Source organism: Streptomyces sp. CB01580 (genome assembly GCF_001905795.1).
Lineage (GTDB): Bacteria > Actinomycetota > Actinomycetes > Streptomycetales > Streptomycetaceae > Streptomyces.
The window spans coordinates 93,077-113,983 of sequence record NZ_LIXJ01000013.1 but is presented as its reverse complement, the minus strand read 5'-3'; the positions used below and the strand labels follow the sequence as shown (position 1 = coordinate 113,983).

The 20,907-nt window shown below is 73.2% G+C and carries 23 protein-coding genes and 1 pseudogene; 5 read left to right on the top strand and 19 right to left on the bottom strand.

Annotated features, from left to right (window positions below; all coding sequences use genetic code 11):
* Positions 1-75: 75 nt before the first annotated feature.
* Both AMK22_RS20135 and AMK22_RS20130 read right to left on the bottom strand, forming a co-directional pair.
* The gene (locus AMK22_RS20135) at positions 76-435 is read right to left on the bottom strand and encodes a YciI family protein (RefSeq protein ID WP_073786870.1); all 360 of its coding nucleotides are present in this window, start codon (positions 433-435) and stop codon (positions 76-78) included.
* Positions 436-477: 42 nt separating this feature from the next.
* Positions 478-1,950, bottom strand: coding sequence for an MFS transporter (locus AMK22_RS20130; protein WP_073786869.1), 1,473 nt, complete (start codon positions 1,948-1,950; stop codon positions 478-480).
* Positions 1,951-2,262: 312 nt separating this feature from the next.
* Here AMK22_RS20130 and AMK22_RS20125 point away from each other — a divergent pair, with 312 nt between their 5' ends.
* Both AMK22_RS20125 and AMK22_RS20120 read left to right on the top strand, forming a co-directional pair.
* The gene (locus tag AMK22_RS20125; RefSeq protein WP_443333304.1) at positions 2,263-3,054 is read left to right on the top strand and encodes a TetR/AcrR family transcriptional regulator; all 792 of its coding nucleotides are present in this window, start codon (positions 2,263-2,265) and stop codon (positions 3,052-3,054) included.
* 143 nt (positions 3,055-3,197) lie between these two features.
* Positions 3,198-3,716, top strand: a complete 519-nt coding sequence (locus tag AMK22_RS20120) for a DUF1203 domain-containing protein (RefSeq protein WP_073786867.1) — start codon at positions 3,198-3,200, stop codon at positions 3,714-3,716.
* A gap of 84 nt (positions 3,717-3,800) precedes the next feature.
* Here AMK22_RS20120 and AMK22_RS20115 read toward each other — a convergent pair whose 3' ends face one another.
* The 4 genes from AMK22_RS20115 to tsaB are packed head-to-tail and all read right to left on the bottom strand — an operon-like array spanning position 3,801 to position 6,437.
* Positions 3,801-4,100 (bottom strand): hypothetical protein, encoded by a 300-nt coding sequence (locus tag AMK22_RS20115; protein ID WP_073786866.1) that lies wholly within the window; start codon positions 4,098-4,100, stop codon positions 3,801-3,803.
* Positions 4,097-5,203, bottom strand: coding sequence for a tRNA (adenosine(37)-N6)-threonylcarbamoyltransferase complex transferase subunit TsaD (tsaD, locus tag AMK22_RS20110; RefSeq protein WP_073786865.1), 1,107 nt, complete (start codon positions 5,201-5,203; stop codon positions 4,097-4,099). Before tsaD ends, AMK22_RS20115 begins: the two co-directional genes overlap by 4 nt.
* Positions 5,203-5,730 carry a ribosomal protein S18-alanine N-acetyltransferase gene (rimI, locus tag AMK22_RS20105; RefSeq protein WP_073786983.1) on the bottom strand — a complete coding sequence of 176 codons (528 nt, stop codon included), beginning with the start codon at positions 5,728-5,730 and terminating at the stop codon, positions 5,203-5,205. The genes tsaD and rimI overlap by 1 nt, the downstream gene beginning before the upstream one ends.
* Positions 5,731-5,774: 44 nt before the next feature.
* Entirely contained in the window at positions 5,775-6,437 is a 663-nt protein-coding gene (gene tsaB / locus AMK22_RS20100) for a tRNA (adenosine(37)-N6)-threonylcarbamoyltransferase complex dimerization subunit type 1 TsaB (RefSeq protein ID WP_242434060.1), read from the bottom strand.
* A gap of 181 nt (positions 6,438-6,618) precedes the next feature.
* Here tsaB and AMK22_RS20095 point away from each other — a divergent pair, with 181 nt between their 5' ends.
* Positions 6,619-7,179, top strand: coding sequence for a L,D-transpeptidase (locus tag AMK22_RS20095; RefSeq protein WP_073786864.1), 561 nt, complete (start codon positions 6,619-6,621; stop codon positions 7,177-7,179).
* 89 nt (positions 7,180-7,268) lie between these two features.
* On the opposite strand, the gene AMK22_RS20090 is transcribed toward AMK22_RS20095, so the two are convergent.
* The 11 genes and pseudogenes from AMK22_RS20090 to AMK22_RS20040 form a co-directional block, all read right to left on the bottom strand.
* On the bottom strand, positions 7,269-8,009 hold the full coding sequence (locus AMK22_RS20090; protein ID WP_073786863.1) for a hypothetical protein: 741 nt from the start codon (positions 8,007-8,009) through the stop codon (positions 7,269-7,271).
* A 121-nt stretch (positions 8,010-8,130) separates the two neighbouring features.
* Positions 8,131-8,406 (bottom strand): hypothetical protein, encoded by a 276-nt coding sequence (locus AMK22_RS20085; protein ID WP_073786862.1) that lies wholly within the window; start codon positions 8,404-8,406, stop codon positions 8,131-8,133.
* 227 nt (positions 8,407-8,633) lie between these two features.
* A complete protein-coding gene (gene tsaE / locus AMK22_RS20080; RefSeq protein WP_107430603.1) occupies positions 8,634-9,254 on the bottom strand; it encodes a tRNA (adenosine(37)-N6)-threonylcarbamoyltransferase complex ATPase subunit type 1 TsaE in 621 nt (206 codons plus the stop codon).
* Positions 9,255-9,265: 11 nt separating this feature from the next.
* Positions 9,266-10,552: an alpha/beta fold hydrolase gene (locus tag AMK22_RS20075; RefSeq protein ID WP_073786861.1), complete on the bottom strand. Its 1,287-nt coding sequence runs from the start codon at positions 10,550-10,552 to the stop codon at positions 9,266-9,268.
* Between the two features lie 145 nt (positions 10,553-10,697).
* Positions 10,698-11,852 (bottom strand): alanine racemase, encoded by a 1,155-nt coding sequence (alr, locus tag AMK22_RS20070; RefSeq protein ID WP_073786977.1) that lies wholly within the window; start codon positions 11,850-11,852, stop codon positions 10,698-10,700.
* A gap of 106 nt (positions 11,853-11,958) precedes the next feature.
* A complete protein-coding gene (locus AMK22_RS20065) occupies positions 11,959-12,357 on the bottom strand; it encodes a DUF488 domain-containing protein (RefSeq protein WP_073786860.1) in 399 nt (132 codons plus the stop codon).
* Positions 12,358-12,464: 107 nt separating this feature from the next.
* Positions 12,465-13,958: a bifunctional ADP-dependent NAD(P)H-hydrate dehydratase/NAD(P)H-hydrate epimerase gene (locus AMK22_RS20060; RefSeq protein WP_073786859.1), complete on the bottom strand. Its 1,494-nt coding sequence runs from the start codon at positions 13,956-13,958 to the stop codon at positions 12,465-12,467.
* Between the two features lie 3 nt (positions 13,959-13,961).
* Complete coding sequence (locus AMK22_RS20055) at positions 13,962-14,330, bottom strand: holo-ACP synthase (RefSeq protein ID WP_073786857.1); 369 nt, start codon at positions 14,328-14,330, stop codon at positions 13,962-13,964.
* A gap of 55 nt (positions 14,331-14,385) precedes the next feature.
* On the bottom strand, positions 14,386-16,233 hold the full coding sequence (gene glmS, locus AMK22_RS20050; RefSeq protein ID WP_073786855.1) for a glutamine--fructose-6-phosphate transaminase (isomerizing): 1,848 nt from the start codon (positions 16,231-16,233) through the stop codon (positions 14,386-14,388).
* Between the two features lie 175 nt (positions 16,234-16,408).
* Positions 16,409-16,708 (bottom strand): annotated as a pseudogene (locus AMK22_RS41055) (alpha/beta fold hydrolase); the annotation flags it as partial.
* 55 nt (positions 16,709-16,763) lie between these two features.
* Positions 16,764-18,008 carry a GDSL-type esterase/lipase family protein gene (locus AMK22_RS20040; RefSeq protein WP_073786853.1) on the bottom strand — a complete coding sequence of 415 codons (1,245 nt, stop codon included), beginning with the start codon at positions 18,006-18,008 and terminating at the stop codon, positions 16,764-16,766.
* 279 nt (positions 18,009-18,287) lie between these two features.
* Here AMK22_RS20040 and AMK22_RS20035 point away from each other — a divergent pair, with 279 nt between their 5' ends.
* Positions 18,288-18,986 carry a methyltransferase domain-containing protein gene (locus tag AMK22_RS20035; protein ID WP_073786851.1) on the top strand — a complete coding sequence of 233 codons (699 nt, stop codon included), beginning with the start codon at positions 18,288-18,290 and terminating at the stop codon, positions 18,984-18,986.
* A 212-nt stretch (positions 18,987-19,198) separates the two neighbouring features.
* Here the strand turns inward: AMK22_RS20035 and AMK22_RS20030 are convergent, their stop codons facing one another.
* Together AMK22_RS20030 and AMK22_RS20025 are read right to left on the bottom strand one after the other, a co-directional pair.
* Entirely contained in the window at positions 19,199-19,405 is a 207-nt protein-coding gene (locus AMK22_RS20030) for a DUF397 domain-containing protein (protein WP_073786849.1), read from the bottom strand.
* On the bottom strand, positions 19,402-20,298 hold the full coding sequence (locus AMK22_RS20025) for a helix-turn-helix domain-containing protein (RefSeq protein ID WP_073786847.1): 897 nt from the start codon (positions 20,296-20,298) through the stop codon (positions 19,402-19,404). Before AMK22_RS20025 ends, AMK22_RS20030 begins: the two co-directional genes overlap by 4 nt.
* 146 nt (positions 20,299-20,444) lie before the next feature.
* Here AMK22_RS20025 and AMK22_RS20020 point away from each other — a divergent pair, with 146 nt between their 5' ends.
* Entirely contained in the window at positions 20,445-20,864 is a 420-nt protein-coding gene (locus tag AMK22_RS20020) for an ATP-binding protein (protein ID WP_073786845.1), read from the top strand.
* Positions 20,865-20,907 lie beyond the last annotated feature (43 nt).

Here is a 20,907-nt window from a genome sequence, read left to right as displayed (position 1 = left end):
GGGGGTCGGCGACGGGACCGGGGACGGAACCCGCACCGCGACCGGTGCCGGTGCCAAAACCGCCACCGGCAACGGTCAGGCGCCCGGGGGCTCCTCGATCTGACGGACCTCGCAGGTGATGTTCCACTCCTCCGGGTGCACCTGCAGGAACCGCCGGGCCCATTCCAGGGCCTCCGCCTTGTCCTTGGCCTGGAGGATGGCGTAACCGCCGACGACCTCCTTGGTCTCGGTGAAGGGGCCGTCGGTGGCGCTGAGCCGGCCACCGGACCAGGTGAGCCTGGTCCCCTCGGAGGTCGGGGTGAGCCCGGCCGTCTCCAGCATGACCCCGGCCTTGGTGATCTCCTCGAACAGGGCCTTCATCCGTTCCTCGACCTCCGGGCCCGGACGCCCGGAGGTCTGCTCGTCGAGACGGATCAGCGACATGAAGCGCGGCATGGTGACTCCTCGGTCGGAAGGGGCGGGGCCGTTCCCCGCCTCTCACCCCTGCGTCGAACGGGAGACGGCCGGATCGACATCCGCTCCGGAATTCTTTCGAGAATTTTTTCCGGCGACGACCGGAGCGGTCCGTTCCGGTCGCGGCAGCAGCAGGAGGGCGGCCGGCGCGGCCGCCGCGAGCAGCCCCGCGCAGACCCAGAACGCCGCCGTGTGGCCGGCCGCCAGATCGGCCGGGCGCCGCCCGTCGCCGGTGACCTGGGCGGCGACGGTGACCAGGACGGCGAGCCCCAGCGAGCCGCCCACCTGGCGGGAGCTGTTCAGCAGCCCGGAGGCCATGCCGGTCTCCTCGGGCGCGACATCGGTCGTGGCGGCGGTGCCGAGCGGTACGAAACACATGCCGATGCCGACGCTGCACACCAGGGACGGGGCGAGGATCGAGAGGAGAAAGCCGCCGTCGGCGCGGGCGGTCGCGGCGAACCCGGCGAGACCGAGCGCGGCGAGGGCTCCGCCCGCCGCGAGCAGCCGCCCGGGGCCGAGTGCGGCGACCGCGCGGGTGGCGAGGAGCGAGCCCGCGACGATGCCCGCCGTGAACGGCAGGAACGCGGCACCGGCGGTGGTCGGTCCGTAGCCCAGCACGAACTGCATGTGGAGCGAGACGAAGTAGAACGCGGCGAACTGGCCCGAACTCAGCAGCAGTGCGAAGAGATTCGCGGCCAGCACCGGTCGCCCCTTCAGCAGCCCGGGACGCAGCAGCGGGGTCGCGGTCCGCAGTGCGACGGCGACGAAGGCGGTCAGCAGCAGCACCGCGGCACCGAGCGTGCCCAGCGTCGGAGCCGAGCCCCACGGGTGGGTCGAGGTGCGGACGAGCCCGAGGACGAGCAGCGTGGTGCCCGCGGTGACCAGCAGCGCCCCGGTAACGTCGAGCCGGGCACCGGTCCTGACGCTGCCGCCGCGCAGCCCGGTGCGCGCGGCCCCCACCAGGGCGAACAGCACGATCGGCACGTTCACCAGCATCACCGCGCGCCAGCCCGCCGCGTCGGTGAGCAGTCCTCCGGCGAGCACGCCGACCGCGCCGCCCGCCGCACCGGCCATGCCCCACAGCCCCAGCGCGCGGGAACGGGCGGGCCCGGCCGGGAAGGCCAGGGCGATGAGGGCGAGACCGACCGGGGCGAGCGCGGCGGCGCCGATCCCCTGCGCCGCCCGTGCGGCGACCAGCGCGCCGGGCGAGGTCGCCAGTCCCCCGGCCAGGCTCGCGACACCGAACAGCACCAGACCGGCCGTCAGCACCCGGCGGCTGCCGATCAGGTCCGCGAGCCGCCCGCCGAGCATCAGCAGCCCGCCGAACGCCAGCGCGTAGGCGTTCACCACCCACAGGAGCCCTTCCGGGGTGAAGCCGAGCCCGCGCCGCACGTCCGGCAGCGCGACGTTCACCACGGACATGTCCAGCGCCACCAGGAACTGCACGGTGAGCGCCACCACCAGCAACCAGCGCGTGTGTCGTGACCGGTCGTCCACGACGTCCCCTCTCGTTCGTACTCCCGTCCCGCCCCTCGGGCCGGATTAATTAATGTACGTGTATAGAAACTAATCACGGCGCGGGCGGGAAGCCGGGCGGGGCGGGCGGACACGTGCGGGCACGGCGGACACGTGCGGGCCCGGACGGGGGACAATGCCGGGGTGCCAGGGACAGAAGAGACACCGGAGCCGGGAACGGCCCCCGGAACAGCGAAGAAGCGAACGGGCGGCGCGCGGCGGAGGACCGGGAGGGGTGCGGCCGACGGGCAGGAGACGGAGACCGGCGGCAAGAGCTCGGCGAGCGGGAGGACCCTGGCCGACGCGAGCGGGAAGCCCCCGGCCGACGGGACGACCCCGGTCGGCGCGAGCGGGACGACGGGCGGGCAGGGCACGACGGGCGGGCAGGGCACGACGGGCGGGCAGCGGGCGGCGGGGAAACGGTCGGTCGGACGGCCCCGCAGGCTCGACCCGGACGCGATGGTCGCCACCGCGCGCCGCATCATCGAGGAAGAGGGCGTGGCCGCCCTGAGCATGCGGCGGGTGGCGAAGGAGCTCGGCTCCACCCCGATGGCGCTCTACCACTACGTACGGGACAAGGACGAGCTGCTGATGCTCACCCTGTCGGGCGCCTCGGACACCTTCCCCCGCCCCGAGCTGCCCGAGGACCCGCGCGAGCGGCTGCTCGCCGTGGCGGTCCACATGCACGACATCCTGGCGCGCGTCCCCTGGGTGCTGGACGTCCTGGCGCTGGGCGAACTCACCGACAAGAACGCGCTGTGGATGGTCGAGGAGATCATCGACTGCGCCATCGCGTGCGGCCTCTCCCCCGCCCGGTCGGTACGGGCGTACCGGACGATCTGGTGCTACGTCTACGCCGACCTGGTCTTCCGCAGGGCGGCCGAGCGCCGTGCCGAACGCCACGTCGAGAGCCCGCCGAGCACGCGGTACTTCCCCGAGATGATCAGCGAGGACGACGCGGCGACGCTGCCCCGGCTCACCGCGATCAAGGACCGCTGGCGGGAGTACGCCGCGGACTACCGGGTGGCCGAGGAACTCGACGCGATCATCGAAGGGCTGCTCCGCCACGAGCCCCGGACCGGCTGACCGGTCGCGAACCGGCCGACCCGGCCCGCGGCACGGGCCCGGTCCCCCGCCCGCGCGCCCGGTCGGCCCGCGAGGCCGGCGAGGGGCCTGCGTGTCGCGATTCCGCCGGTGTCCCGGGGTGCGGCCCGCCAAGACTGGGTTCCATGACCGCGTACACAGCTCTGCCCATCCACCCCGACGCGCTCGGGGAACTCCGTGTCACCGACGACTCCGGCCGGCCGTCGCGCCCGTACACCGCGCGCGAGGACGGTGTTCCGCTCGACTGCGTGGGAAGTCCGCTGCGCTGCTGTCTGCGGCCCGTCGAACCGGGCGAGCGGGTGGCGCTCGTCTCGTACGCCCCGCTGCGGCGCTGGGCCTCGGCGACGGGCGGCGAGCCCGGCGCGTACGACGAGGCGGGCCCGGTGTTCATCCACGCCGAGGCGTGCGAGGGGCCGCGGGACACTCCCGGCCACCCGTTCGCGCGGCCGGGCGCCCTGCGCACCATCCGCCGCTACGACGCCGGGGGCCGCATCGTCGGGGGCCGTCTCATCGAAATCCCCGAGGACGCCGGGGAGGCGTTCGACCGCGCCTTCGACGAGGCGTTCGCCGACCCGGAGGTGGCGCTGGTGCACGTCCGCGCCGTCGAGTACGGCTGCTTCCTCTTCGAGGTGCGGCGGCCGTGAGACACGTGGGCCGCCGCCCGCCGCTCCGCTCAGAGCCTGTCGGGTGGCCTTCGGCCGCCCGGCCAGAGGTCACCCGACAGGCTCTCAGCCGGAACCCGTCCGGTCGGCGGACTCCACCGCCTCCAGCGACTCGAAGCGCCAGCGGTGCGCCGGGCGGGTGACCAGATCGGCTGCCGGTGAGGGGAGTTCTGGCAGCGCGTCACCGTAGGCCGCGTCCCACCAGGTGATGACCAGGACCCGGTCCTGCGGGGCGCGCAGCACCTCGCGCCGCAGCGGCTCGCGGGCCAGTTCGGCCGCGCGGGCGCGCGCCCACTCCAGGAGTTCGGGGCCCCGGCCGGTGACGGCGCGGGCCTCCCACATCAGCGCGACGGTCGTACCGGTCATGAGTAGAGGTTTTCCTTGCTGATCTCGTGCACGTGGTCGTGGCCGTGGTGGTGCGCGTGGGCGCCCGGCACGTGGGCGTCCGTCACCGGCAGCGACGAGTCCGCGGACAGTTCCAGGTCCGAGGCGGGCCGCCCCCGGGCCACCATCTCCGCGCCCAGCGCCGCGACCATCGCCCCGTTGTCCGTGCACAGCCCCGGCCGGGGCACCCGCAGCCGGACGCCGGCCCGTTCGCACCGCTCCTCGGCCAGCGCCCGCAGCCGCGAGTTGGCCGCGACGCCGCCGCCGATCATCAGATGGTCGACGCCCTCGTCCTTGCAGGCCCGGACGGCCTTGCGGGTGAGCACGTCCACCACGGCCTCCTGGAAGGACGCCGCCACGTCCCGTACCGGCACCTCCTCGCCCGCCGCCCGCTTGGCCTCGACCCAGCGGGCCACCGAGGTCTTCAGGCCGGAGAAGGAGAAGTCGTACGCGGCGTCGCGCGAACCGGTCAGTCCGCGCGGGAACGCGATCGCCGCCGGGTCGCCCTCCCGCGCGAGCCGGTCGATGACCGGGCCGCCGGGGAAGCCGAGGTCCAGCACCCGGGCGATCTTGTCGAACGCCTCGCCCGCCGCGTCGTCGATGGTCGCGCCCAGCGGACGCACGTCGCTGGTGATGTCCGGGGCCAGGAGCAGCGAGGAGTGGCCGCCGCTGACCAGCAGCGCCATCGTCGGCTCGGGCAGCGGTCCGTGCTCCAGCTGGTCGACGCAGATGTGCGAGGCCAGATGGTTCACCCCGTAGAGCGGCTTGCCCAGCGCGTACGCGTACGCCTTCGCCGCCGACACGCCGACCAGCAGCGCGCCCGCGAGTCCGGGACCCGCGGTCACGGAGATCCCGTCGAGGTCGCGGGCGCTGATCCCGGCCTCCTTCAGGGCGCGGTCGATGGTGGGGACCATCGCCTCCAGGTGCGCGCGGGACGCGATCTCCGGGACGACGCCGCCGAAGCGGGCGTGCGTGTCGACGCTGGAGGCGACGGCGTCGGCGAGCAGGGTCGTGCCCCGGACGATGCCGACACCGGTCTCGTCGCAGGAGGTCTCGATGCCGAGTACGAGCGGTTCGTCAGCCATCAGTCAGTTCCAGTTTCCGGTACGGGCTCTTGTACGTCTTCCTGCGCGTCCGCGTGCGCGTCCACGTCCTGGTGCGCCTCCTCGTGCACGCGCAGGCGCATGACGAGCGCGTCGACGTTGCCCGGCTGGTAGTAGCCGCGGCGGAAGCCGATGGGCTCGAAGCCGAAGCGTTCGTACAGCTTCTGCGCCCGGGTGTTGTCGACGCGGACTTCGAGCAGCACCTCGGCGCACTCGAAGTCCGTGGCGTGTTTGAGCAGGTCGGTGAGGAGCGCGGAGCCGAGGCCGCCGCCCCAGTGGTCGCGGGTGACGCCGATGGTCTGCACGTCGGCGAGGTCTCCGGCCGCGGCGAGCCCGGCGTAGCCGACGATCCGGCCGGTGGCCGGGTCCTCGGCGACGACGTAGCGTCGGGTGGCGCCGGGGCCTCGCGCGTGCGCCAGCTCGGACCAGAACATCCCGGACGACCATGCGTCGTCCGGGAACAGTTCGGCTTCCAGCTCCAGCACCGGGCCGATGTCCCACCAGCGCATCTCGCGCAGCACGGCGGTCGTGCTCGCGCTCGTGCTCGTGCTCGTCACTTCGGGGTGACCACCTTGTAGTTCTTCGGCACCTGGGCGTCGGGCCTGCGCAGGTAGAGCGGCCGGGGCGGCAGCAGTTCCGCGCCCGCGGCGAGGCGCTCGGCGGCGAGGGCGGCCAGCGCGCCCGCGCCGACGTGCTCGGGGCCCCGGGCGTCCGGGAACGCCTCCGGGTAGAGGACGGCGCCCGCGCCCACGACGGGGAGCCCGGCCAGCGCCCCGGCGATGTCCGCGGGGCGGTCGACGGCGGGTTCCGTGACCCGGGTGCGGAAGTCCTCGTACCGCGCCCAGTAGACCTCCTTGCGGCGCGCGTCCGTCGCGACGGCGAACGGGCCCTCCAGACCGGCCCGCCCGGCGGCGTACGCGAGACCGTCCAGGGTGCACAGCCCGTGCACGGGCACGGAGAGGACGGAGCCGAAGGTCGCGGCCGTGACCAGACCGACCCGCAGCCCGGTGTACGGGCCGGGGCCGACGCCCACGACGACGTCCGTCACGGCGTCGAGTTTCGTACCGGCCTCGGCGAGGACCCGGTCGACGGCGGGCAGCAGCAGCTCCCCGTGCCTTCGGGCGTCTACCTGTCCGTACTCGGCGACGACGGAGGTCCCGTCGTGCAGGGCGACGGTGACGGCGGGGGTGGCGGTATCCAAGGCGAGCAAGAGCACGCAAACAGCCTACGGCTCCGCCGGGCGGGGCACCGCGCCCCGGCCCCGCCCGTCCCGGCTGAACGGGCGGGGCCGGTCCCGGCTGCTACCGTCACCGTGCACACGCGAGTACGACCTAACGACGTAAACGCTTGTACGACAAACGCTTGTGCTGTGAACGAAGGCGAAAGGGGCGCGCACGGTGGCTAGGGGCAGCTCGGGAATCGTGGCCGGGCTCACCGCCGCGGCCCTCGCCGCGGTCGGTTTCCTGGCGTACCAGGCATCGGCGAACGCGCCCGACTCCGTCGCGGTTCCGAAGCCGAAGGCGTCCGCCACGGCCACCGCCCCCGCGAAGCCGGAGAAGGAGAAGGAGGCCCCGCCCGTGGTCCCCGCCGGCTCCGGGACCGGCAAGCGGACGGTGTACGCGCTGGCCGACCGCCGGGTGTGGCTCGTCGACGAGAACGACAAGGTGCTCAGGACCTTCGAGGTCGTGCCGAGCGCGCTGAACCCCGCCCCGGGGACGTACCGGGTGACGAGCCGCAGCGAGCCCCCCACCAAGGGTTCGGACGGCGTGATGATCGAGCACGTGGTGCGCTTCGCGATGGTGGACGGGGTGACCGTCGGCTTCAGCGCGGCGGTGGACGGCTCGATGAAGAGCCCGGACCCGTCGCTGAAGACGGGCGGCGTGCGGATGTCCCGGGCCGACGGAGACGCGATGTGGGACTTCGCATGGAACCGCACCTCGGTGGTCGTGGTCCCCTGAGCACCGCCGCCGCGGCGGCCGACGGCCCCTGAGCGCGCCGTACGGGCCGCCGCGCCCGGCGCGGGGGCGGGGTGACCGGTGGCGGACGGTCAGGAGCCGAGCAGCCTCGCCGCGTACGCGTCCCGCAGGTCGTCCACGTCCTCCGGCAGGCCCAGGGCACGCGCCGCGGCGGCGAAGTCCCAGTCGGTGATCCGTTCGGCGACGTCGACCGCGCCGAACGCGTTGTCCCGTTCGAAGTCGACGAGGGTCCCGCCCGCGCAGAGCGGCGCACGGCAGGAGTGGTCGCCGTGGGCGAGGTAGAGCGTTCCCGGGCAGCGAACGGCACCCAGGGCCAGGACCTCGCCCGCCGAGACCCCGTCGCGGCAGACGGCCTCGGCGGCGGCGACCATCGTGTAGTCGGGCAGGGCGACGAGGGACCCGGTGACGGTGAGCGTGCCGAGCACCAGCACCATCGCCTGGTCCTCCAGGACCAGGTCCCCGTCGACGCGCACGTCGCCGCGGGCGATCCTCATCGTCCCCTCGGGCACGACGACGCGTCCCGTCCGATGTTCGGTCCCGGAAGTGGCGTACGCCTCGGCGAGCACCCGCAGGCCCGCCCACCGGTACTGGTCGGCGCCGTTCAGCCAGCCCCAGAAGGTGTCGGCCGTGAGGTCCTGCGGCGGCGCGCTCATGCGCTTGTCGAGAGCGTCCACGCCGACGTCGTACGCGGCGGCGTCGGCGATGAGGAGCGGGTCGCGCACCAGGTCCGGTCTGACGCGCGCGTACGCCTCGGCGATCCGCCCCGCGTCGAGCCGCAGTCCGTCCGACGACCAGCCCTGCCGTGCACCCATTCCCGGCCTCCCCCTCATGGCCGCCACGGCGTGCGTACACACCCGCATGTGTGAGTTCCCCGAGCGGCTCACGACACTGTAGGCGGGGCCGCCGCCGCGCGTCAGTCCCTTCCGGCCGCGGTCAGCCCGCCCGGCGTTCGAGCGCGGGAGCGGCGCCGTTCTCGGCTCCTGCGCCGGTGCCGGAGTCCGCCTCGGCGTCGGTCCCGGCGTCCGCCTCGGCGTCGGTCCCGGAGTCCGGGGCAGTATCGGCGGAGGGCTCGGACGCGGGCGCGGCGGTGTCCGCGGCGCGGTCGTCGGACGGCGGGGGCGGCGTCGAGACCGCCGTCGCCGCCGCACAGGCCGCCAGCAGGTCGCTCATCGACGGCGGCGGCACTTCGCGTTCGGCAGGCGTCGTCATGGATGCCTCCTGAGGCTCCGATGGCAGGCATGGTTAGGTACACCTAACCCGCTCTCACCATCCATGTGACCACGCCTTCCCCGCCCGGCGCAACAATTTGCCGACATGCTGTCGGAAAGTGTGCACGGCGTCGGGCGCGGGCCTCCAAAGTCCGCTCCCACCCGTCCCCGTCCGGCCTCGCGCGGCCGGACTCCATCGGCCCGCACGGCCTCGCGCGGCCCGGCCCGTCAGCCCTCCAGGGCCTCGCGCAGCCCGGCCCAGCGCGCTCCGACGCCTACCAGCGTCACCGAGCGCCGCTCGTCGTCCGTGTCGCCGACCGCGCGGTGGATGAGCACCCGCAACCGGTCCTGCGACAGCTCCTCGACCTTGCCGTCGCCCCACTCCACGACCACCACCGACTCCGGCAGCGACACGTCGAGGTCCAGGTCCTCCATCTCGTCGAGCCCGCCGCCCAGCCGGTACGCGTCGACGTGGACCAGCGCGGGGCCACCGGTCAGGGACGGGTGGACGCGGGCGATCACGAAGGTGGGGGACGTGACGGCGCCGCGCACACCGAGGCCCTCGCCGAGCCCCCGGGTCAGCGTCGTCTTCCCGGCGCCGAGCTCGCCGGTGAGCATCACGAGGTCGCCGGGGCGCAGGACACCGGCGAGCCGACGGCCCAGGGCCTGCATCTGTTCGGGTGAGTCGACGGCCAGGCCGACCGTGACGGTGTCCGGGCCGGCGCCCTCGCCCACCCCGGTCACCGGGCCGCTGTGCGACGCCTCCGTCACCGGGCCGCCCGGTGGCTCGTCCGTCACGGGGCCGCCGCGCGGCGCGTCCGTCAGCGGGCTGTTGTGCGGTGCTTCCATGTCCGCCAACGTTAGCTCTTGCGGGCGACCGCGCCCACGCGCGCCAGCAGGTCGGCCAGCCGGTCCGTGACCGTCTCCGGGTGCTCCAGCATCACCAGATGGCCGCCGTCCGGCACGATGACCAGCTCCGCCTCCGGCAGCTGGTCGGCGATGGTCTCGCTGTGCGAACTGGGCGTCACCAGGTCCTTGTCGCCCGCCAGGATCAGCACCGGGACTTCGCGGAACGCGGGCAGGACGTGGCTCTTGTCGTGTTCGGTGAAGGCCGGGTAGAACTCGGCGACGACGTCGATCGGGGTGGACTCGATGAGCCGCTCGGCGAACCGTTCCACCGCGGGGTCGACGTCCCGCGAGCCGAACGAGTACCGCTTGATCAGCCCGGCGAACAGGTCGGCGGTCGCCCGACGGCCGCGTTCCACCAGCTCCGTCTGCGAGCCGAGCGCCCTGAGCACCCCGGGCAGCACCCGCCTCACCGCGTTCACGCCCGCGAGCGGCAGCCCGAAACTGACCTCGTCGAGCTTTCCGCTCGATGTGCCGACGAACGCGACGGCGGCCACCCGGTCCCGGACGAGCTGGGGGTACTGCTCGGCGAGCGCCATGATCGTCATGCCGCCCATCGAGTGCCCGACCAGCACCAGCCTGCCCTCGGGTGCGGCCGCGTCGATGACCGCCTTCAGGTCCCGCCCGAGCTGGTCGATGCCGACCGTCACCCCGTCCGCCTGGGCCCGGCCCCGCTCCGAACGGCCGTGACTGCGCTGGTCCCAGTGGACGGTACGGACCAGCCCGCGCAGCGCCGCCCGCTGGAAGTGCCAGGAGTCCTGGTTGAGGCAGTAGCCGTGGCTGAACACGATCGTGACGGGCGCGGGCTCCTTGCGGCCGAAGAGTCTGCGGCGGCGGGGACCGTTTCCGGCGGTACGGGAGCCGGTGGTGCGCGCGGTACCGGCCACGTCGGTGCCGGTGTCGGCATCACCGGCGCCGGTGTCGGTCCCGTCGCTCTCGTACCAGGGCGCCGCGCCGTCCGGATCGACCTCGTCGACCTCGTAGTACAGCTCGGTGCCGTCGTCGGCGACGGCCCGGCCCGGCAGCCCCCGCAGCGAGCCGTACGGGCCCGAGGCGTCCAGCGCCAGCCGGGCCCTTCTGCGCATGCCGCGCCCCACGGTCAGCCGCTCGACCGCGACACCGGCAGCCGCGCCCGCCGCGAGCACGCCTATGGCGGCCCCGGCGATCCCGGCCCGTCGCCAGCCGACCGTCGTGACCGCGTCCGCCGCGGTCACCGCGTCCGCCGCGCTGATCTCGCTCACCGTGCCGCGCTCCTCGTCGGTCGTGTCCGTCGTGCCCGTCGTGCGGGTCGCCCGTCGGCTCCGGAGCGGACCGGTCCGGCCGCTCCGGGCCGCCGGACCGTTCCGGTCGTGGTCAGATCGTGCCTGGTCAGGGGCGCTCGGCCGGTCAGGACCCGGCCGCGGCCCCCTGCAGGTGGACCCGGGGCACCCGGGACCCGATCCGGGTGACGATCTCGTAGGCGATCGTGTCGGCGGCCCGGGCCCAGTCCTCGGCGGTCGGCTCGCCGCGGTCCCCCGGGCCGAAGAGCACGGCCTCGTCGCCCACCTCGACCACGTCCCCGTCGAGGTCGACGACGAACTGGTCCATGGCCACCCTGCCCGCGATCCGCCGCTGTACACCGCCGACCAGAACGGGCCCGCGGCCGGAGGCGTGGCGCGGGATGCCGTCCGCGTAGCCGAGCGGCACCAGGCCCAGGGTGGTCTCCCGCGAGGTCGTGTAGAGGTGCCCGTAGCTGATCCCGTGATCGGCCGGCGCGTGCTTGACCAGGGCGACCGACGCGGCGAGCGTCATGACGGGGCGCAGCCCGAAGTCGGCCGGGGTGCCCAGTTCGGGGCTGGGCGAGAGGCCGTACATCGCGATCCCGGGCCGTACGAGATCGAAGTGGGCCTCGGGGAGAGTCAGCGTCGCCGGGGAGTTGGCCATGTGCCGGACCTCGGGGTCGATCCCCTCCTTCTCCGCGTACGCGACCATGTCCCGGAACGCGTTCAGCTGCCGGGCGATGGAGGGGTGGCCGGGTTCGTCGGCGCAGGCGAAGTGGGACCAGAGGCCGGTGACCCGGAGGGTGCCGGCCTCCTCGGCGGCGCGGGCGGCAAAGACCAGCTCGGACCAGTCGGCGGGCTGACAGCCGTTGCGGCCGAGCCCGGTGTCGGCCTTGAGCTGGACCCGGGCCGGAATCCCGGCCTCCTCGGCCGCGGCGACGACCTCGCGCAGCGCCCACATCCCGCTCACCGACACGTCGATGTCGGCCTCGATCGCCTCGCGCCAGGGCCCGCCCGGTGTCCACAGCCAGCACATCACCCGGCCACCGAGCCCGGCGGCCCGAAGTTCCAGCGCCTCGCGCGGTGTCGCGGTGCCCAGCCAGGTCGCCCCGGCCTCCAGCGCGGCCCGGGCGCAGGGCACGGCCCCGTGCCCGTAAGCGTCGGCTTTCACGACCGCCATGAGGTGCGCTCCGCCCACCCGTGCGCGCAGTTCACGCACATTCGCGCGCAGTGCGGCGAGGTCGATCTCGGCTCGGGCTCTCAAGGACGCTGTCTCGTTCATCGTGCCCCAGTCTCTCAGAGGCACGTGTCGTGCCTTTTCCGTGCACGGCCGGAAGAGGCCCGGGACCGGCCCGCCCCGGGCCGTCCGGGCCGCCGGGGAGCCCGTCTCAGTGGTGGCGCAACTCGTGCTCCAAGTGGTCGACGAGGACCGGGACGTGGCTGTGCGGTACGTCCTTGACCGCCGTGACCAGGGTCACCGGGCCGCCGCCGCGGACCAGGTCCACCAGTTCGCCGACGGCCGCCGCGTGGACGGGGTCGGCCAGTTCGGCCCGGTAGCGGTCGACGAAGCCGTCGTAACGGGCGCCGGTGCGGTCCTCGTGGTACCAGGAGCGCAGTTCCTTCGACGGCGTGACGTCCTTGAACCACTTGTCGATCCCGGCCCGGTCCTTGGCCACGCCGCGCGGCCAGAGCCGGTCGACGAGGACGCGCGTGCCGTCGCCGTCCTCCGGCGGGTCGTACACCCGGCGTACGCGTACGTTGCCGCTTCTGTCGCTGCTCCTGCCCATGGCCGGCCCTCCTGTCGGCGCGTGTCGCCCCGTGCCCGCGCGCCCCGTCACGCTCCTGCCGTCGTGGCCCGTGCCCGGGACCCGTCGTGGCCTGTGCCCAGGATCACTCAGGCCCGTACGTCCCGCCACGCCGCCGGAATCGCCTCCGCGACGTCCTGGGCGGCGACCGGCGAACCGTCGGCGGCGTACCGGGCGGCGAGACCGTGCAGGTAGGCACCGGCGGACGCGGCGTCGCGCGGGACGAGGCCCGCCGCCAGCAGGGAGCCGGTCAGCCCGGAGAGGACGTCGCCGCTGCCGGCCGTGGCCAGCCAGGAGGTACCGGTCGGATTGACCCGTACGGGGACGTTCCGGTCGGCGCCGGCGACCAGGGTCGTCGACCCCTTCAGCAGGACCGTGGCGCGGTGACGCTCGGCCAGTTCCCGTACGGCGGCGAGCCGGCCGGCCTCCACCTCCTCGCGGGGGACGCCGAGCAGGGCGGCGGCCTCGCCCGCGTGCGGGGTGAGGACGGTCGGCGCGGTGCGCGCCCGCACGGCGTCGCGGTCGAGCAGTCGCAGCCCGTCCGCGTCGACGAGCACCGGGACGTCTGCCGCCAGCACGTCGCCGACCGCCTCGGCGGCCTCCGCGCCGTCACCGAGCCCGGGCCCCACCACCCACGCCTGCACCTGCCCCGCCTTCGACGGCGGGCCCGCGTGGACCAGGGTCTCCGGGTGACGGGCGATCACCGCGCCGCCGCCCGGACCGACGTACCGCACCGCCCCGGCGCCGCCGCGCAGCGCCCCCGAGACGGCCAGCACCGCGGCCCCCGGGTACCGGGCCGAACCCGCGACGATCCCGACGACGCCCCGCCGGTACTTGTCGCTCTCGTTCGCGGGCACCGGCAGCAGCGCGGCGAGGTCCGCGTACTGCAACGCCTCCAGGTCGGGCACGTCCGGCAGTTCGGGCCCGAGCCCGATGTCGACGAGGTGCAGCGCGCCCGCGCGTTCGGCGGCCGGGTCGACGAGGAGGCCCGGCTTGTACGTGCCGAAGGTCACGGTCGCGTCGGCGCGCACGGCGTCGCCGAGCACCTCGCCGGTGTCGGCCTCGATCCCGCTGGGCAGGTCGACGGCGACGACGGCCGCGCCGGTCGCCGTGAAGGCCCGGACCAGTGCGGCGGCGTCCGGTCGCAGACCGCCGCGTCCGCCGATGCCGGTGATCCCGTCCACGACGAGATCGACGTGCCCACCCCAGGCGGCCGTCAGCGGGCCGTCCGGTGCCGTGTCCTCGCCCGGTGCCGTGCCCGGCTCCACCACGCGTCCGCCCGCCGCGAGCAGTGCGGCGGCTCCGCCCGCGTGCGCGCGGCCCGGCGAGGTGAGCACGGCGCGCACCCCGGCGCCCCGGCGGGCCAGCCGTGCACCGGCGTACAACGCGTCTCCCCCGTTGTCGCCGCTGCCGACGAGCAGGACGACCCGCGCCCCGTACACCCGTCCACGCCGTCGCAGCACGTCGGCGCAGGCCGCCGCGAGCCCCGCCGCGGCGCGCTGCATCAGGGCGCCCTCGGGCAGTCGGTCCATCAGGGCGCGCTCGGCGGCCCGTACGGTCTCCACGCTGTAGGCGGTACGCATGGCTCAACCCTCCGCGATCACCACGGCCGACGCCACTCCCGCGTCGTGACTGAGCGACACGTGCCAATGCCGCACGCCCAGCTCGGCGGCGCGCGCGGCGACCGTGCCGCGGACCCGCAGCCGGGGCTGCCCGCTGTCCTCGACATAGACCTCGGCGTCCGTCCACAGCAGTCCGGCGGGCGCGCCGAGCGCCTTGGCGATGGCCTCCTTGGCGGCGAACCGCGCGGCGAGCGACGCGATGCCGCGCCGCTCGCCGCTGGGCAGCAGCCGTTCCCTTTCCAGGAAGAGCCGGTCGGCCAGGTGCGGCGTGCGCTTGAGCGCCGCGTCGAACCGTTCGATCTCGGCCACGTCGATCCCCACCCCGATGATCACAGGCGTTCCCTCATCACTCGCTCGCTAGCGTGCACGCGCGCCGGCGAGCGGCGCGCTACTCCACGGTCACGGACTTCGCCAGATTGCGCGGCTGGTCCACGTCGTTGCCGCGGGCCGTCGCGAGTTCGCAGGCGAAGACCTGCAACGGCACGGTCGAGACCAGCGGCTGAAGCAGCGTAGGCGTTGCCGGGATCCTGATGAGGTGGTCGGCGTAGGGAACGACCGATTCGTCGCCCTCCTCGGCGATGACGACGGTGCGGGCGCCGCGGGCCCGGATCTCCTGGATGTTCGACACGATCTTGTCGTGCAGCACCGAACGGCCGCGGGGCGAGGGCACGACCACGACGACCGGCAGACCCTCCTCGACGAGCGCGATCGGCCCGTGCTTGAGCTCGCCCGCGGCGAAGCCCTCGGCGTGCATGTACGCGAGTTCCTTGAGCTTGAGCGCGCCTTCGAGGGCGACCGGGTAGCCGACGTGGCGGCCCAGGAAGAGGACGGTGTCGTGGTCGGCGAGGGACCGGGCCAGCGCCCGGACCGGCTCCATGGCCCCCAGGACGCGGGCGACCGCCCCGGACATCTCGGAGAGCTGACGGATCACGGTACGGATCTCGTCGCCCCACTTGGTGCCGCAGTTCTGCCCCAGGTAGAGGGCGACGAGGTAGCAGGCGACGAGCTGGGTGAGGAACGCCTTCGTGGAGGCGACGGCGACCTCGGGTCCGGCGTGCGTGTAGAGCACGGCGTCGGACTCGCGGGGGATGGTGGAGCCGTTCGTGTTGCAGATGGCGAGGACCTTCGCGCCCTGTTCGCGGGCGTGGCGTACGGCCATCAGGGTGTCCATGGTCTCGCCGGACTGGGAGATCGCGACGACCAGGGTGCGATGGTCGAGGATCGGGTCGCGATAGCGGAACTCGCTGGCCAGCTCGGTCTCGCAGGGGATCCGGGTCCAGTGCTCGATGGCGTACTTGGCGATCATCCCGGCGTGGAACGCGGTGCCGCAGGCGACGACCACGACCTTGTCGACCTCCCGCAGCTCGTGGGGCGCGATCCGCACCTCGTCGAGGTGGAGGGCTCCCGCGCCGTCGATCCGCCCGAGGAGTGTGTCGGCGACGGCCCGGGGCTGTTCGGCGATCTCCTTGAGCATGAAGGAGGCGTGACCGCCCTTCTCGGCGGCGGACACGTCCCAGTCCACGTGGTACTCGCGGACGGTCGCGGGCCTGCCGTCGAGATCGGTGACGGTGACGCCCCCGCGGCGCAGCTCCACCACCTGGTCCTGGCCCAGCTCGATCGCGGAGCGGGTGTGCGCGATGAACGCGGCCACGTCGGAGGCCAGGAACGCCTCGTCCGTCCCCACCCCCACGACGAGCGGCGAGTTGCGCCGGGCCCCGACCACCGTGTCCGGCGCGTCCGCGTGCACGGCGACGAGCGTGAACGCACCTTCGAGCCGCCGGCACACCTGCCGCATCGCCTCCGCCAGGTCCGCGCAGGACGAGAACTCCTCGGCCAGGAGGTGGGCGACGACCTCGGTGTCGGTCTCGGACGCCAGGTCGTGGCCGCGCTCGGCGAGTTCGGCGCGCAGCCGGGCGAAGTTCTCGATGATCCCGTTGTGCACGACCGCGACGCGGCCCGCGTTGTCCAGGTGCGGGTGCGCGTTCGCGTCGGTGGGCGCTCCGTGGGTGGCCCAGCGGGTGTGCCCGATCCCGGTGGTGCCGGCCGGAAGGGGCGCCTCGGCCAGGGCCTTCTCCAGGTTGACGAGCTTGCCCGCCCGCTTCGCCGCGGCCAGCCCGCCGTCCGCGAGCACGGCGATGCCCGCCGAGTCGTAGCCACGGTATTCAAGACGCTTCAGCCCCGCGACGACGACGTCCTGCGCCGACTGCCCACCGACGTATCCGATGATCCCGCACATACCGTTCCCTTCCCTGCGCCTCGTTGCCTTCCGGTCATTCACCCCCTCTGCCCCGAATCGTCGCAGAAGCCAGGGAGGGCGGCAGGGAACGCGTCACGGGAATGGGGCCGGGCGCAAAGGACGGGGAATGCGGGGCCGCGACGGTCCGGCTCGGGACTTCGACGCTTCGACGTCCGAGGAACTCCAACAGGTCCTGGTTGAACCGCTCCTTGTACCCGGGAACGAGCGCGAGGCCGTGGGAGCCGCCCTCGTAGACCTTGAGGGTCGCGTCCGGGACGAGTGCGGCGGCCTTGCGGCCCGTGGCGTCGACCGGGACGATCTGGTCGTCGTCGCCGTGCACGACGAGCGTCGGGATGTCGAAGCTCTTCAGGTCCTCGTGGAAGTCCGTGGCCGCGAACGCAATCCGGGCCGCGACGCCCCGGCCGGGCGTTCCCGGGCCGGCCGACGGGTCCGATCGGGTGAGACGGGGCGGCACCGGGCCGGGGATCGGCCGACGGGCCGGCCCCACGGCCGGTCGGCCCGTCGGTCGATCAGCCCCGGTCTTCTGCCGCAGCGGCGAACACCCCACCGGAACCGAAGGCCAGGGCCGCGAACCGTTCGCCGATACGGCGGTGCGTGGCGGCGTCCGGGTGCAACCGGTCGGGCAGCGGCAGCTCCGCGAAGTCCGCCTCGCCGTACAGTTCGCGACCGTCGAGGTAGTGCAGGTGCGGGTCGTCGGCCGCGCGCTGCGCCACGATGCGGGCCAGTTCGTCCCGGATGGCGTTGAGCGTCAGCTTCCCCGCCACCCGTTCGGCGGGATCGCCCCCGGCCCGGACGCTGAGCCGTCCCCCGTCGAACTCCGGGAGGCTGGGGCCGGGGGTGTCCTCGTGGATGGGGCAGAGAAGGGGCGAGACGACCAGCAGCGGGGTGGTGGGATGTCCCTCGCGGACGGTGTCGAGGAAGCCGTGCACCGCCGCGGTGAAGGCGCGCAGCCGCATCAGGTCGGTGTTGACCAGGTTGATACCGATCTTGACGCTGATCAGGTCGGCGGCGGTGTCGCGCATGGCGCGGGCGGTGAAGGCGTCCAGCAGGGCGCTGCCGCCCAGCCCGAGGTTGACCAGTTCCACGTCACCGAGGGACGCGGCCCGCGCCGGCCAGGTCGTGGTGGGGCTCGCGGCGTCCGAACCGTGGCTGATCGAGCTCCCGTGATGCAGCCACACCCGGCGGCCGTCCGCCGGCACGGGCTCGACCGGGGCATCGGTGCGCAGGGCGACCAGCTCGGTGATCTCGTTGTGCGGCAGCCAGATCTCGACCCGCTTCTCCCCCTCGGGCAGCGGCGGGAAGCGGACGGTGCCGACCGGTCCGGGCCGGGTCTCCACCGGCCCGTTGACCAGATCCGCCACCAGGACGTTGCCGCCGGTCGTACTGGCCTGCGCCACGAGACGCCCGTCGACGACCAGATCGTAGACCCCGTCCGGGCGGGGCGCGGCGCTCTGGTAGACCGGCCTGGTGCGGAGCGTGTCCAGCTCGACCGCGATGGCCCGGGTACGGAACACCAGCCGAACGCCGGACGGCTGCGCCTCGACCATCGCCAACTGCCCGTCCCCCTGCGCCCGGGCCCACGCGGGCAGCCGGTGCGGCAGCACCCCGTGCTCGGTGCGCTCCAGCTCGAACGCGCCGCGTACGAGGTCGGGGGTGGGAGGCGTGGTGATCCGGTCCGCGCCTGGGGGTGCGGGGGCGGAGGCCGACGCGACGGCGAAGTCGGGACCGTGATCGTGATCGGGCTGAGGGTTCATGACTTCAGCGTTTCAACCGATCCGCTGTACCGCATACGGATTTCCGGCCACCACCGTGGGAGCAACGGTGCGCGCGTGAGGAGTTCGTCGTCGAGACGGGCGGAACCGCACCTCACGCGTCCCGCGCGCCGCAGCCGAAGCCGCCTCGGCGGCCCGGTCCGCGGTGGCCTCGTCAAGGCGGTCACCGGTGGCTGGCACGCGGTAATGGAGGGGGCCCGTCTCAGGCATGGGTGAGATTTCCCGGAGCCGGCCCGGCGCCGGGCCGCACCCGCCAGGATAATGCGGGTGACGACCACCACGACAGATCTCTGGCACCACTACGGCCGCATCCGCACCGAGCATGACCGCGCCGTCCCCCACACCTTTTCGTGGCTCTGGAATCAAAATGGCGGCCCCGGCCCTGAGGTCCTGGGCGACCTGACGGGCAAGGTCGTCGGAGACCTCGGCGCCGGAGCTGCCAGGCATGCCGCCCATCTCGCCACCCATCACGCCCCCGCCCGAGTCGATGCCGTCGATGCCTCACCCGCGCAATACGCCATGGCCATTGACCTGTTCGGCCACCTCGCACCGCGCCTGCGCATCGTCCGATCCGGCGTCGTGAAGCATGTGCAGACGATGGCCGACACGTACGACGTGCTGTACAGCGTCTTCGGCGCGGTCGACTTCACCGACCCGTCCGAACTGCTTCCGTCCGTGGCCGTCGCACTGCGTCCTGGCGGCCGGCTGCTGTTCTCCACGCTCGCCCACTACCTGGGCGGCGCACCTGCGGAACCTGACGTCGTGCCCGCCGACGTCCCGGCGAGAACCCCGAACGGGGAAGCGACCACGATGCGTCGCTGGGTACTCCAGGAGCAGACCTGGACGAAGGTGCTGGACGAGTCCGGTTTCACCCAGATCAGCGTCGACAGGCTGCCGTCGACAACCAGCGCTCCACGCAGCGCGGACACACTGTTCGTGACTGCTGTCCGGCGGGCTTGAGCCCAGAAGGCTCGAAGCGCCCCGCCCCGGACGTTCGACCTCACCATGGCCAACCCGAAGCGCCACTGGGACAGCGTCTACGTCGTCGCCACGAAGTAGCCCCTCAAGCAGCCCGTGAATCCGGGACCTCCGGCTCCCCGAGAAAGCAGGCCGTCCCGCCTCCCCCGGCAATCGGGGCGAGGTAGGGCGGTACGGATGGAACGGACCGACGGTCAGCGCGCGGACGCGTACGCCACGAAGTCCGCCCACGCGGTGGCCTCGAAGCCAAGCTGCGGACCTCGCACGACCTTCGAGTCACGCACATGCACCGCACCAGAGACCACAGCGACCTCTACGCACTCCGGTCCGTCGTTACTGCTGTAGCTGCTCTTGATCCACTCAGACGCGGACCCGTCGCTGCCTGGCGCATTGCAGGTCATGTCTCCCCTAGTACTTTCTCGATGAAGGCCAACGACTCCCGTGGAGTCAGGGCTTGTGATCTGATGATTCCGTACCGCAACTCGATGATCCGGACTTGCTTCAGATCGGAGATCATGCGGTTGTACAACTGGCCTTCCCAGTGTGCCACCGCCGTACCATCGTCGAACTTCAGCAGTTGGAACTGGCCGCCCATTCCCGCGTGGTCCTCCCGATCGGTCGGCATCACCTGGATCTCGACATGCCGCAACTGACCGATCTCCAGCAGGCGTTCGAGCTGATGTCGCGCTACTTCCCTCCCGCCGAGCGGGCGCCTGATCGTGACCTCTTCCAGCACGAAGGTCAACATGGTCAAAGGCTGCCTCTCCAAGATCTCCTGTCGCCCCATCCGCCCTGCGACATACCGCTCGATCTCGTCCCGGCCGAACGACGGACGGCGCATTTCGTAGAGCGCCCGCGCATACTCCTCGGTCTGCAAGAGGCCGTGCACATTGTGATTGCTGTATGCACCGAGCTCAACGGCCGCCCTCTCCAGGTTCGCCAGATCCCGAACCTTCTTCGGATACCGCGCCTCCCTCAGGTCCTTCTTCATCGCGGCGATCTTGCCGCCCGCGCCCAGGACTTGGTCCGCCCTGTCCAGGAACTCCGGCTTCGGGATGCGTTTGCCGCCCTCCACCTTGTAGACCTGGTTCTCCCCGTACCCGATCGCGTCGCCCAGGTCCTTGGCCCGCAGGCCCGCCGACTCCCGCCAGAGGCGGATCTGCCGGCCCACCGCCGCGACCACCGCGCCCGAGTCGTCCTCCAGGTCGACGCACTGGTCGGCGTCGTCCGTCCCGTCCGTCGCGAGAAACCCCAGGTCCTCGATGCCGCCGCTGTCCCTGCCCTCGTCCGTCATACGACACCCCGCCTTCGTTCCGCGCCCACGCGGTTCCGCGCTCGGCGCCGTACTGGATGGACAGCCCCGTACCACCACTGGACAGTCACCGTCCGTACCCATGTCATCGCTTTTCAGCGTAGGCAGCTTCGGCCACGCTGAGTGACGTGAATCGAGAAATCACCCAACCGCGTGTACGGGACGGCAAGTTCGCCATCCAGCTCTCCGCCACCCGTCGGGGCGCCCGGCTCGCCAGGCTTCTCGCGACCGAACGGCTCCGTTCCTGGGGGTTGCCGCTGGAAGACGCCGGGCTGGTCGTTGCCGAGCTGGCGGCCAACGCCGCGCTGCACGGCCACGTACCGGGCAGGGACTTCCGCATCTCGCTGACCGTCGACGGGGACACGCTCCGTATCGAGGTCACCGACGCCCGCGGGGACGCGATGCCCCGGGTGCCGGAGCCGGACGGCGAATCCTTGGCGGGCCGGGGGCTGTTGATCGTCGAGGCGCTCTCGGCCGAGTGGGGTGTACGGGTGGGCCCGTTCCCGCGCAAGACCGTCTGGGCCGACCTCGCGCTCGCGGGAAGGTGACGCCGGCCCACCCCACGGCCCTACCGGGTGGGGTGGGGACGGG